Genomic DNA, 12311 nt, shown 5'->3' with positions numbered 1-12311 from the left:
AGGCCGCCGGGGAGCCCGGCATTGAAGCTCGCGACGCTCAAGGACGGAACCCGTGACGGCCGCCTCATCGTCGTCAAGCGGGACAACACGGCCTATGCGCTGGCCACCAACGTGGCGCTCACGCTGCAGGCCGCGCTGGACGACTGGGAGACGAAGGAACCACAACTGCGTGCGCTGGACGCCCAACTGGAGGCGGGCACGGTGCAGAGCCGCCCGCTGGACGTCAACGCCCTGCACGCGCCCCTGCCGCGCGCCTACGAATGGGTGGACGGCAGCGCGTACCTCAACCACGTCATCCTGGTGCGCAAGGCGCGCGGCGCCGAGCCCCCGGAGACGTTGAAGACGGATCCGCTGGTGTACCAGGGCGGCTCCGGGGACTTCCTGGCGCCCACCGCCGACATCCCCCTGGCCGACGAGGCCTGGGGCCTGGATTTCGAAGGTGAGGTCTGCGCCATCCTGGGCGACACGCCCCAGGGCACGAAGGCGGAGAACGCGGCGCCGCACGTCAAGCTGCTGATGCTGGCCAACGACGTGTCCCTGCGCAACCTCATCCCCAACGAGCTGGCCAAGGGCTTCGGCTTCTTCCAGAGCAAGCCGGCCACGGCCTTCAGCCCCTTCGCGGTGACGCCGGACGAGCTGGGCGCGGCCTGGCACGACGGGCGCATCCACCTGCGGCTGCGCTCGGTGCTCAACGGGCAGCAGGTGGGCGACACGGACGCGGGTCCGGAGATGCACTTCTCCTTCTTCGACCTCATCCAGCACCTGTGCAAGACGCGCAGCTACACGGCGGGCACCATCCTGGGCAGCGGCACCGTGTCCAACGCGGACCGCGAGCGTGGCATCTCCTGCCTCGCCGAGCGCCGGATGATTGAGACGATTGAGCAGGGCGCGCCCAAGACGCCCTTCATGAAGCCGGGCGACACCATCGACATCGAGATGACGGATGCCGAAGGCCGCAGCGTGTTCGGCCGCATCTCCCAGAAGGTGGTGAAGGTGCCATGACGGGCCTTCGGCTCTACAGCTACTGGCGCTCGTCCGCGTCTTGGCGGGTGCGTATCGGCCTGCACCTGAAGGGGCTGAAGTTCGACTACGTGCCGGTGCACCTGGTGAAGGACGGCGGCGAGCAGAACAGCGCCGCGTACCGGGCGGTCAATCCCATGCGCACGCTGCCCACGCTGGAGTGGACGGAGGCGGATGGCTCGGTGCGCCGGTTGTCCCAGTCGCTGCCGGTGCTCGAGTACCTGGAGGAGCGCTTTCCGGCGCCCGCGCTGCTGCCCGCTGACGCGTTCCTCCGGGCGAAGTCCCGGATGCTGGCGGAGATGGTGAACTCCGGTATCCAGCCCCTGCAGAACCTGTCCGTGATGCAGCACGTCAAGCAGGCGCTGGACGCGGACGACAAGGCGTGGTCGGCCTACTGGAACACGCGGGGCCTGGAGGCGCTGGAGGCGGCGGTGCAGTCCACGGTGGGGCGCTTCTGCGTCGGGGATGCGGTGTCGCTCGCGGACGTGTGCCTGGTGCCGCAGCTCTACGGCGCGCGCCGCTTCGGCGTGGACCTGTCGCCGTACCCCACGCTGCTGCGCATTGAAGCCGAGTGCCAGGCGCTGCCCGCCTTCCAGGCCGCCCAGGCCGACCGGCAGCCGGACGCGGTTCCCGCCTGAGTCCGGTGTGGCGGCCGCGCCTGTCTTGGGCGCGGTCGCCGTCAGCGCGCCGCGGGACACTCGATTCCCATGAGTCCCTCCTTGTCCCCGCAGGGTGGCCTTCCGTCGTCTCCCGCTTCGCCGGTGGACCGCGCCACGTCGCTGCGGGAACTGGCCGTGTTGTTCCTCCGGCTGGGGACATTCGCCTTCGGCGGCCCGGCGGCTCACATCGCGATGATGGAGGACGAGGTGGTGCGCCGCCGCGGCTGGCTGTCGCGCGAGGAGTTCGTGGACCTGCTCGGCGCCACGAACCTGATTCCGGGGCCCAACTCCACGGAGCTGGCCATCCACATCGGCCATCGGCGCGCGGGCTGGCCCGGCCTGCTGGTGGCGGGCGCGTGCTTCATCCTCCCCGCCTTCTTCATGGTCGCGGCCATCGCCTGGGCGTACACGCGATTCGGCACGCTGCCGAAGGTGGACGCCGTGTTGCATGGCGTGAAGGCCGTCATCATCGCCGTGGTGGCCCAGGCGCTCTGGGGACTGCTACGCACCGTCGTGCGGACACCGCTGGCCGCCTGTGTGGGAGCGGCTGCCGTGGCGGCGGCTTTCATGGGCGTCAATGAGCTGCTCCTGCTGCTCTTGTCGGGGCTCGCCGTGCTCGCGTGGCGCGGCATGGAACGACAACGGCCAGGCGCTCCTCGGGCGGGGGTGGTGCCGCTGTGGCCGTTGCTGTCCTTGGGGGCCACCACCGCCACGGCCGCCGCCCCCTTCACCCTGCACGGCCTCTTCCTCTTCTTCGTCAAGGTGGGCTCTGTGCTGTACGGCAGCGGCTACGTGCTGCTGGCCTTCCTTCGCACCGGGCTGGTGGAGCGCTACGGTTGGCTGACCGAAGCCCAGCTGCTGGACGCGGTGGCGGTGGGGCAGGTGACGCCGGGGCCCGTGTTCACCACGGCCACCTTCATCGGCTACGTGATGGGCGGCCCATCGGGCGCGGTGGTGGCCACGGCGGGCATCTTCCTGCCCGCCTTCGTCTTCGTGGCGCTGAGTGGACCGCTGGTGCCGCGGCTGCGCCGCTCGTGGGTGGCCGGCGCCTTCCTGGACGGCGTCAACGTGGCGTCGCTCGCGCTGATGGCGGTGGTGACGTGGCAGCTGGGGCGGGCCGTGCTGGTGAGTCCGTTGCCGGTGGCACTGGCGGCCGTGGCCGCCGTGCTGCTCATCCGCTATCGCGTCAATTCCGCGTGGTTGGTGCTGGGCGGCGGCTGCGTGGGGGGACTGGCCGCCGGGGGCCTCAGCGCGGGGTGAGCACGGCCTCGCAGGCGCGCACCTGCTCGTTGGCGAGGTCCGCCTTGCGAGCGGTGCACTTCAGCCGGAGGACCTCACCTTCGCGCAGGACTTCGCACGCGCGGTTGACCTCGACCGCTGTTCCGCTGCCCGCGTCGCCGGGCAGAGTCCCACCATCCGTGTCCACGATGATGGCGACGTTCATGTCCGCCAGGTACCAGTTGTCGCCCTGGCGGAGGTCCACGGTGCCGTCGTAGACGTCCCCCGTCATGGGCAGGCCCGTTCGTTCCTCCATCTCCACGTCGAGGCGGCAGGTGTCTTGGGGGGTGCTCACCCGGAGGATGCCCGGCGCTCCGCAGGTGTTGTGGCCCACGTCGAAGGTGACGCTCTGGGCGGGCTGGTGGCAGCCCTTTTCTCCCGAGTCCGCGACGAGCAGCACCGCCGTGGTGGCGAGCGCGGCCGTGGCCGCGAGGTTCATCAGGATGACTTTCACGCGCTGACTCCAGTGGAGGGTGAGGTGGGGAGGGACGACGGTTCGCGGGCGGCGGCGCGGCTGTAGCGCACTGCCGCCCAGACAAGCGGCAACGTGACGAGGTCGGTGGGGTCGGCCCAGGCCCGGAAGCTCCGGATGCCGAGCGGCACGCCCAGGGGGCGCAGCAGCTCACAGAAGAGGTCCGCCGCGGGCTGGGAGATTTTGAGCGCGGTGTAGAGGCATGCGGTGAAGCCCGCGCCCACGGCCACCCTGCGCGCCCTGGGCCAGCGCGTCACCAGCGCCAGCAGCGCGGACACGTAGAGCGGCAGGAAGAAGCAGATGGCGACGTCGGACAGCTTGCCGGTGAGGGCGTTGTGAAAGGTGGGCTTGAGCCAGCGGTCATTCACCGCCATCAGCGCCACCGCGAACAGGGGCAGCGGCGCGAGGAACTCCGACATGGAGGGAAGGCGCTTCATTGGAGCTTCTCCCCACTCGAGAGGGCCCGCAGGAGGATGGCGTCCGTGAGCCACTCCACCGGGGCCTTGTCGTCCGTCAGCGGCTCGCCCTCGGGCACCGGCTTCAGCTCTCCGGCCACGCGCTCCGCCAGCGGGCGCAGCGATGCGGGAAGTGACGCTGTGCGAGCCGCGAGCCGATCCGCGAGCCCGGGGGCCCCGGCGAAGAGCAGCGTGTTGCTGTGGTTGCGCGCGTCGGCGGCCCGGACCTCCGGGAAGACGGTGGCCAGCGTGGCTCCCACGGCCTCCACCACCGCGCGCTCCTGCGCGTAGCGCCCCACGTTGAAGCAGGCCACGCCACCGGGCTTCAGGCGCGCGGCCACGGCGGCGGCGAACTCGCGCGTCGTCAGATGGAAGGGGACGTAGGGGAAGCGGAACGCGTCGACCAGGATGACGTCGTACTGGCGGGTATCGCTCGCGAGGAAGGCGCGCGCGTCTCCGACGTGAACTTCCACCTCGGAGGGCAGGTCGAAGTGCGCACGGCCCAGCCGCACCACCTCCGCGTCCAGCTCCACGCCCACCACCTCCACGCCGGGGTACGTCTCCCGCAGGCCCCTGGCGCTCGTGCCCGCGCCCAGGCCCAGGACCAGCACCCGGGGCGCTCGTGGCGCTGCCTGGGCCATGGCGGGGACCAGCAGGTAGTGCCCGAAGACTTCTCCGCGCACAGGCAGGCCAGGCCGGTGGACGCTCTGCACCGCGTAGCCCTCATCGAAGACGAGCGAGCGGGTGCCGTGTTCGTCCTTCACCACCTGGATGAAGGCATAGGGTGACTCGGCCACGTCCACGGCCTTGGGGCTGCGGGGCAGGGCGTGGACGCCCAGGGCCAGTGCCACCATGGGCACGCCCACCGCGGGCAGCCGCCACCGCCATCCCAGGTGCCAGGAGGCCGTGAGCCCCAGCACCGCCGCGAAGAGCGCCATGGTGCGCGCGGTGCCCAGCAGGGGCAGCACGACGAAGGCCGCCAGCAGCGTTCCGGTGATGCTGCCCACCGTGGACGCCGACGACAGGCGTCCAGCGTGCGCGCCGGCTGACGCCACCCCCGGTAGCCCCACGCGCAGCACGTAGGGGCCCACCGCGCCCAGCACCAGCAGGGGCGGCATCGCTACCACCAGTAGCAAGGCCACGCGGCCCAGCCCCTCCACGGGGCGTCCCCCCAGCACCGCGGCCGTGGCGCCGGGCAGCAGCGCCCGCGCGAGGAAGGGCAGCAGGGCCAGGGCGAGCGCACAGAGGCAGAGCGCGTTCAGCAGCGGCGTCAGGCGGCCCGAGCGGTCAGCCGCGCGGCCTCCCAGATGCGCGCCCAGCGCGAGCCCGCCCAGGACCAGGGAGATGAGCGTGGCCCAGACGGGCGTGCTGCCGCCGAAGTAGGGCGCCATCAGTCGTGACGCCGCCATCTCCGATGCCATGACCGTCATGCCGGTGATGAAGGACAGCCATGTCAGCGAAGACGTGGGTTGCATGCTCGGACGCTTGCTTCAGCAAGGTCCGTTCCAGCGCGAAGTCCTCGGAATAATTGAAGCTGGGGACAGCGATGGCAGGGCCACCATGACAACCGTGCCAGGGGGACGTGTTATCGGGCGGCGACGCCCCGCCGCTTCCGGGCGGCGGCGACCGTCAGCAGCAGCACCACCAGGGGGACGCCCAGCACCAGCGGCCACAGCCAGAGCGGCTCGCCGCCGCGGATGACGGCCCGGAACTCGCGGCCCTCGGCGGGGGCGTCCATCAGCTCCGCGAGGTTGAGCTTCCACTCCACGGTGTCCTTCTGCTCGTTCACCGTGCCGTTCGTCTCGCCGATGCCAGGGCCGTGGATGCGGAGGGTGAGGCGGTTGTTGACGAGCATGGCCTTCACCATGCCCTTCGCGAGCTCCTGGGCGGCCTGCTCCGCGGCCTCGTCACCGATTCCGACCGGCGTGGCGAAGGCCTTCTCCGGGTTGAAACGCTGGGTGTAGGCGTAGTCCCCGCCCTGGCGCTCGATGCGGAAGTCCCACGCATCCTTCGGAGACGACGGTTGGCCCTGGGCGTGCTGTTCGGCGGCGCGGCGGTAGAGCTCCGGGAGCCGGGTGACGTCCTTCACCGTCACGTCGTAGACGAGATGGACCTGTCCGTCCTTCTCGTAGTCCCGGAGCATCACCTGGGAGACTTCCGGGTCCTGGCGCAGCGCCTGTTCCGCCTCGCGCGCCTTCGCGAGCAGCGCCTCCCTGGCGTCCGTCGCGCCGCCCAGCAGCCCCATGGCCGTCAGTGACTTGGGCATCCCCATGTCCACGACGAGGCGCGCCGAACCTCCTGGCTCAATCCAGAGGTCCTGCTCGACGTTGAAGCAGCCCGTCAGGAAGAGGGACAGTGCCGCGAGCAGCAGCGCGGGACGAAGCAGGGTGCTCGGTGAGCCAGGGAACATGGCTCACCAGTATGCTGGGACTGTTTCACGCGGAGAAGGGGAGGGACGCCACCTTCACCGTGGCGGGGCCCGCCGCCAGCGTCAGCTCGGTGCCCGGCTCCAGCGAATCCCGGTGCACGTAGCCCAGGGCCACCCGTTGCCCCGCGACAGGCGACTGCACCACGCTGGTCAGCCAGCCCACCTTCTTCTCCCCGCGCCGCAGCTCGGTGCCGGGGGCCACGTCCGCGTCGCCCAGCAGCAGCCCCGTCAGCTTGCGGTTCATGTGGCCGCGGAAGGTGGCTCGGGCGATGACCTCCTGCCCGATGTAGCAACCCTTGTTGTAGGAGATGGCGTTCGCCAGGTTGGCTTCCAGCGGAATGGTGGTGTCCACCATGTCCTGCCCGTACCGGGGCACACCGGCCTCCACGCGGAGCAACTCCAGGGCCTCGAAGCCCAGGGGCTTCATCCCGTGAGCGGCGCCCGCGTCGGACAGGGCCTGCCAGGCGCCCTCCAGGCCGGCGCGCGGCACCCAGACGTCGACCCCATGGGGCTCGATGGCGGTGCTCCCCAGCAGCCACACCTCCTGGCCCGCCAGCGTGGCCGTGCGGGCGGCATGGTGCGACAGCGGCGCATGGGGGCTGCCCAGGGCGGCCGACAGGACGTCCGCCGTCTGGGGCCCGAGCAGCCGGAGCAGGGCCAGCTCCCCCGTGGCCTCGTGCAACTCGGCGTCCTCGGAAATGAGGTATTTATCCAGGAACTCCCGCACCTTGGCGCCGGTGCCGGGCTCCAAATCCAGGAGAAGGTCTGTCTCCCGCTTGAGGATGCGGGCATCCGCCACCATGGCCCCCTTGACGGTAACCATGGCTGCATAGGCCGCGGTGCCCACGGGCAGGTTGTTCACCTCCTGGGTGACCATCCCGTGTAGGTAAGAGGCCCGGTCTTCTCCAGTGATTCGGAGGGTTTCGCGGTAGGAGGCATCATGGAGGGCCACGGACGCCTTCGCCGCCCGGTATTCTCCCTCCGAGTCTCCATACCCGGCCACGGTTTCCCGGCCGCCCACAGCGCCGAAGCGGGCGCCCGCCTTCTCGTGAAGAAAATGCAGAGACAGCGGTTCCATGTCCGTCGCTATATAGAGGCGAAGGAGCGAATGCCACGATGGATGTGAAGCACCTGTCGTCCTTCCAGGACTTCTCACCGGAGAAGCTCCTGAAGCACAACGTCTTCCAGTCCGGCCGTTTCTTCCTGGACGTGTACTGCCTCCAGCCGGGACAGGCCCAGAAGCCCCACCGCCATGCCACGTCGGACAAGGTGTATGTCGTCCTAGACGGACGCTGCCGGTTTCGCGTGGGCGCCGAAGAGGAAGTCCACGGCCCTGGCGCCGCCATTTTCGCCCCCGCGGGCGCCGAACACGGCGTCGCCAATGACGGCCCCGATGCCGCCCGCCTCCTCGTTCTGATGTCCCCGCCCCCGGAGCATGCATGAGCTCGACGTCTTCCCCTTCGCCCACTCCCGTGGCGACTCGTGGCGCGCTGGCGCTGCTGGTCCTGGGCCTCGCGGAGAGTGGCCTGTCCATCTTCCAGTGGATGCAGCTGCTCACCCTGCGCGGTGGCGGCTCCACCGTGTGTGGTGTCTCCGACACGGTGAACTGCGAGACGGTGTGGAACTCCGCCTTCGCCAGCCGCGTGCATGACCTGGTGGGCCTGCCCGTAGCGGCCCTGGGCCTCGTGTGGGGGCTGGTCGCCGTGGGCCTGTCCGCCCTGTTCCTGACGTGGGCCCGCTCGGGCCGTCCGGTGCGTCCGGCGGCCAACGGGCTGCGACTGGTGGCCGCCGCGGGCCTGGTGTCCGTGGCTGTCTTCGCCGTGGCCAGCGCGCAGTCGGGCGCGCTGTGCCCCACCTGTCTGGCGACCTATGCGCTGGTGGTGGCCTTCGCGGGTGTGGCCTGGAAGGGACTGCCCGGGCCGCTGCTGCCCGGCGCGGGCGAGTGGGGCGCCACGCTGAAGTGGACGGTGGGCATCTCGGCCGCGGTCTTCCTCGCGACGCTGCTGCCCGGCCGGGCCACGCCCAAGGCGTCGGATGCGTCCGGTGCCGCGCTGCTGCCGCCGGTACCGCAGGTGGCGAGCACGCCGATGCCGGGCGTGACGCCGCAGACGCCGCCGCCTCCGCCCGCGTCGCTGGAGGAGTTCCTGCGCTCGCTGCCGCCGCAGCACCAGCAGTTCATCGCGGACTCGCTGGCCGCGTACCGCAGCGAGACGCCGCAGCCCGCCGCGTCGCCCGCGCGTCATCGCTACGGGCCGGTGGATGCGCCGGTGAAGATTGTCGAGTGGACGGACAGCAAGTGCCCCCACTGCAAGATGCTGGTGGAGGAGCTGTCCGCGCTGAAGAAGCGTGTTCCCGAAGGGAAGATGTCGCTGGAGGCTCGCCAGTTCCCGCTGGATGGTGCGTGCAACCCGGCGATTCCGCGCCGGGGCCCGGACGCGCCCAGCGTGCGCTGCGTGGCGGCTCGCGCGCAGATCTGCCTGGAGGGCGCGCCGGACTACTGGGAGCTGCGGGAGAAGATGTTCGCCGCGCAGGCCGTGCTGGACACGGAGCGGGCGGTGGAGATCGCGTCGTCCGGCTCGGTGCCGCGCTCGCAGCTGGAGGTGTGCATGAACAGCCCGGCCACGGCGACGAAAATCCAGGAGGACTCCCGCTACGCCATGCTCCACCATATCCAGGGCACGCCGCTGGTGCTGGTGAACGGCCGCCAGGTGATGCCCTCCGCGCCATTCATCTACGCGCTGGTGATGGCGGACGGCAACCCGAGCGCCCCTGGCTTCGACGTGCTGCCTCCGCCGCGCCCGCGCCCGGCTGGTGGCCACGACGACCACGCGGGTCACAACCACTGAGGACGCGGCACCCGCACCATGGGCAAGCGCGACAAGAAGGGTGAGCCGCCGGCGGCACCGGCGGCTCCATTCAACAATCCGTTCGCCGCGCTCGTGGCGCAGCGGGAGGCCTTGCCCCAGGCGCCCGCCGCGCCCGTGGCTCAGGCGCCTGTGAAGGCCGAGCCCAAGGGCCCCGCGCGCGCGGTGGTGCGGATGGAGCGCAAGGGCCGTGGCGGCAAGGAAGTCACGGTGGTGGAGCACCTGGAGCTGCCCGCGGCTCAGCGGGAGGTGTGGCTCAAGGCGCTGAAGAATTCGCTCGGCTGTGGCGGCGTGGTGGAGGACGACACGTTGGTGCTCCAGGGCGACCAGCGTGAGCGGCTTCCCGCGCTGCTGGAGGCGCGGGGCGTGCGCAAGGTCACGGTGGGCTGACGCGTTTGGTGTCGGGCTTTGTTCGCGGAGGGCGAGGCCTGGTGTCCTCCGCGGGAACTGGCCCGCCACTCTCCTGTCTTGTCAGGTGACGACGCGGAAATGACGAAGGTCGAACCGCGTGTCGTTCTCGCTGCGCGTCCGACGAATGTTTACTGTGTGTGCGTGGCGGCGTCTATAACTCGTGCCGATGGCTTTCTCTGGCTCCATCAGGCTTGGCGCTTTGCTTTTCCTCCTCGTGGCGGGATGCGCAGGTTTCACTCCACCCTCAATGACCGCCTCCGGCGCAGAGGTTGCGAGAGGCCCGTGGTCAGAAGTCCCCGCCGTCGAGATGCCCACAGGGGATGCTTCCATCCCGATAAGCCTTCTTCGGGATGTGGCGCAGGCGCTGCTGAAGCTCCCTGGGGCGACGGCGTGCGATCCGGGAACACGGCGTCCCGTCGTAGGGCTCTCCACGGAGTATTGCTCGACGGTGTACGTGGCGGGCGGTCGAGACTCCTTGTCCTGGCGGGTGGCAGAGCCCGTTCGGGGGAGTCATGCTTCCTGTCGCCCGTTCTTCGCGGTGAAGGATGTGGACTATCCATCTTCGCAGGTGTGGGTCGTGGGTTTCGTCCACAACCATCCGTGTGCTGCGGCACCTTCGTCGCAGGACTTGAGCGTGTGGCCTACGGACGCGTTCAAGCCCTTCGTGTCTATGGCGGAAGTGCGCTTGATACCTGGAAACCCTGCTCCAGCAGCCTTCATGGGCTCCGTCATCGAGATGGCCTCCGCATTGGTGGCGGAGCGCCAGGATGGGACTCGGCTCTTCCTGCGCTACTTCCCCACGGGCGAGGTTCAGCAGTGGAGCGAAGCCAGGGGCAGCTGGGTCACACTGGGCATCTGTGCTCCCACTCCTCCTCGTCCTCCGTTTCGGAACGTGGCCCCCCAATGTCGTAGCGGGGGTTTGCAGTTACTCCGTGATTAGGGTCGGGAAAATGAGCAAGGCGCTGACGGTGACAGGGTTGGTCGCGGTGCTTCAAGGGTGCGCCGCGCCTGCATCCGCTTGGAAGGGTGAAGTTCCGTGGCCGGATGAGCATTCGTCCAGAACCATCGTAGAGCCCATGGAGGCCGGTGCCGCGTTGGCTGCCGCAGGCGCAATTCGTGAGGTGGTGAGGACCAACCCATTTCCAAACCTCTTCGCGGGGTGTTCGAGTCCCGAGCAGGGCTTGGACGTCTCCGTCTTCGCGGGGCCGACGCCGGGCTTGTACTTCGTGGCGGTGGACCAACGCTTCGACCGCTGTGGCGGTCCGAGCGGACGTGTCCTCGACTGGTGGGAGGTCTATGCGGTGACGGCCCAGGGCGAGGTGGTCGCGAAGGCTCCGATTCCGACGAGCGAGGAGCCTGCTGCGTCACCGCCTCAAGAAGCCCCGCCTCCAGCCGCACCCGCGCCAGTTGAGTCTCAGTCACCTGTTCCCGAAGCTCCGGCGACCCCGGCGCCGCCGTTGCCCGTTGCGCCACCGCCAGTGTCCCCCGCGCCAGCGGGTTCCCAATAGGGGGCATCCGGACACGAAAAAGCCCGGGCCACCGTGAAGGTGCCCCGGGCTTCTCGCTGCAGCCTGCGCCGTGTGACGATTACAGCGCGGCGATGATGGCGTCGGTGAACTCGCGGGTGGTGGCCTTGCCACCGATGTCGCCGGTGCGGACCTCGCCCGAGCTGTACACCTTGAAGATGGAGTTCTCCATGCGGCGCGCCGCCTCGCCCATCTCCAGGTAGTCCAGCATCATCACCGCGGACATCATCAGGGCGGTGGGGTTCGCGATGCCCTTGCCCGCGATGTCCGGGGCGGTGCCGTGCACGGCCTCGAAGACGGCGGTGCGCTCGCCGATGTTGGCGCCCGGCACCACGCCCAGGCCGCCGACCAGGCCCGCGCACAGGTCGCTGAGCACGTCGCCGTAGAAGTTCTCCGCCACCAGCACGTCGAAGCGGGTCGGGTCCTTCACCAGCTGCATGCAGAGGTTGTCGATGATGACTTCCTCGTAGGTGACTTCCGGGAACTCACGGCCCACCTTGCGGCAGCAGTCCAGGAAGAGACCGTCCGACAGCTTCATGATGTTCGCCTTGTGCACGGCGGTGACCTTCTTGCGGCCGTGCTTGCGGGCGTGCTCGAAGGCGAAGCGGGCAATCCGCGTGGAGGCCTTCTCGGTGATGATCTTCAGCGACTCCACCACGCCCGGGACGATGATGTGCTCCAGGCCGGCGTAGAGGCTCTCCGTGTTCTCACGCACCACGACGAGGTCCACATTCTCGTAGCGCGTCTTCACGTTCGGCACGCTCTTCACGGGCCGCAGCGACGAGTACAGGTCCAGCCGCTTGCGCAGGCCCACGTTGGCCGACGGAAGGCCACCGCCCACCACCGTGCCCGTGGGACCCTTGAGCGCGATGCCGCTGCGCAGCACCGCCTCCACCGTCTCGTGAGGCAGGTTGGTGCCGTACTTGGCCACCACCTCCGTGCCTGCGTCCTTGTACTCGAAATCGAGGGGGACCTTGAGCGCCTCGAGGACGCGAACGGTGGCCGCCATGACTTCGGGGCCAATGCCATCGCCATTGATGATCGTGACAGTTCGTGTGGTCGCCATGGGTGCGGAGTCACAGCACAATTTCCCTGGTGTCGAAAGGACGAAAACGCCCGTGATTCAGCCGGAGGCATGGCGGCCATGAGGTAGGCACGCTCTGGCGGGTCACCCGGCCGGTTTCCGGGCGGGAGGGCA

The 12311-nt window shown here is 69.6% G+C and carries 12 protein-coding genes; 6 read left to right on the top strand and 6 right to left on the bottom strand.

The genetic code is table 11. From position 1 onward, the window contains the following. Positions 1-21 precede the first annotated feature (21 nt). The 3 genes from OZ403_RS33590 (at position 22) to chrA (ending at position 2939) form a co-directional block, all read left to right on the top strand. Entirely contained in the window at positions 22-1002 is a 981-nt protein-coding gene (locus OZ403_RS33590) for a fumarylacetoacetate hydrolase family protein (RefSeq protein ID WP_140795298.1), read from the top strand. Continuing rightward, positions 999-1658, top strand: coding sequence for a maleylacetoacetate isomerase (gene maiA, locus OZ403_RS33585; protein WP_268782673.1), 660 nt, complete (start codon positions 999-1001; stop codon positions 1656-1658). The genes OZ403_RS33590 and maiA overlap by 4 nt, the downstream gene beginning before the upstream one ends. A gap of 69 nt (positions 1659-1727) precedes the next feature. Beyond that, positions 1728-2939: a chromate efflux transporter gene (gene chrA / locus OZ403_RS33580; protein ID WP_268782672.1), complete on the top strand. Its 1212-nt coding sequence runs from the start codon at positions 1728-1730 to the stop codon at positions 2937-2939. Here the strand turns inward: chrA and OZ403_RS33575 are convergent. The 5 genes from OZ403_RS33575 to ygfZ form a co-directional block, all read right to left on the bottom strand. Beyond that, positions 2926-3411 (bottom strand): hypothetical protein, encoded by a 486-nt coding sequence (locus OZ403_RS33575; protein WP_268782671.1) that lies wholly within the window; start codon positions 3409-3411, stop codon positions 2926-2928. The genes chrA and OZ403_RS33575 overlap by 14 nt on opposite strands. After that, a complete protein-coding gene (locus OZ403_RS33570; RefSeq protein WP_268782670.1) occupies positions 3408-3866 on the bottom strand; it encodes a hypothetical protein in 459 nt (152 codons plus the stop codon). Before OZ403_RS33570 ends, OZ403_RS33575 begins: the two co-directional genes overlap by 4 nt. Beyond that, entirely contained in the window at positions 3863-5359 is a 1497-nt protein-coding gene (locus OZ403_RS33565) for a spermidine synthase (RefSeq protein WP_140795293.1), read from the bottom strand. Before OZ403_RS33565 ends, OZ403_RS33570 begins: the two co-directional genes overlap by 4 nt. Positions 5360-5469: 110 nt before the next feature. Then, on the bottom strand, positions 5470-6294 hold the full coding sequence (locus OZ403_RS33560; RefSeq protein ID WP_268782669.1) for a hypothetical protein: 825 nt from the start codon (positions 6292-6294) through the stop codon (positions 5470-5472). A 25-nt stretch (positions 6295-6319) separates the two neighbouring features. After that, positions 6320-7390: a CAF17-like 4Fe-4S cluster assembly/insertion protein YgfZ gene (gene ygfZ, locus OZ403_RS33555; protein WP_140795291.1), complete on the bottom strand. Its 1071-nt coding sequence runs from the start codon at positions 7388-7390 to the stop codon at positions 6320-6322. Between the two features lie 38 nt (positions 7391-7428). On the opposite strand from ygfZ, the gene OZ403_RS33550 reads away from it, so the two are divergent. The 3 genes from OZ403_RS33550 to OZ403_RS33540 are packed head-to-tail and all read left to right on the top strand — an operon-like array spanning position 7429 to position 9566. Next, positions 7429-7755, top strand: coding sequence for a cupin domain-containing protein (locus OZ403_RS33550; protein ID WP_011556273.1), 327 nt, complete (start codon positions 7429-7431; stop codon positions 7753-7755). Next, positions 7752-9158, top strand: coding sequence for a vitamin K epoxide reductase/DsbA family protein (locus OZ403_RS33545; protein ID WP_268782668.1), 1407 nt, complete (start codon positions 7752-7754; stop codon positions 9156-9158). Before OZ403_RS33550 ends, OZ403_RS33545 begins: the two co-directional genes overlap by 4 nt. 18 nt (positions 9159-9176) lie before the next feature. Beyond that, the gene (locus OZ403_RS33540; RefSeq protein WP_020478031.1) at positions 9177-9566 is read left to right on the top strand and encodes a translation initiation factor; all 390 of its coding nucleotides are present in this window, start codon (positions 9177-9179) and stop codon (positions 9564-9566) included. 1608 nt (positions 9567-11174) lie between these two features. Here OZ403_RS33540 and OZ403_RS33535 read toward each other — a convergent pair. After that, positions 11175-12179 carry an isocitrate/isopropylmalate dehydrogenase family protein gene (locus OZ403_RS33535; RefSeq protein WP_140795289.1) on the bottom strand — a complete coding sequence of 335 codons (1005 nt, stop codon included), beginning with the start codon at positions 12177-12179 and terminating at the stop codon, positions 11175-11177. Positions 12180-12311: the final 132 nt, after the last annotated feature.

Source organism: Myxococcus sp. NMCA1 (assembly GCF_026810205.1).
Lineage (GTDB): Bacteria > Myxococcota > Myxococcia > Myxococcales > Myxococcaceae > Myxococcus > Myxococcus xanthus_A.
Note: the sequence above shows the minus strand (reverse complement) of the source record. Positions and strands in the feature narration are given on the sequence as shown.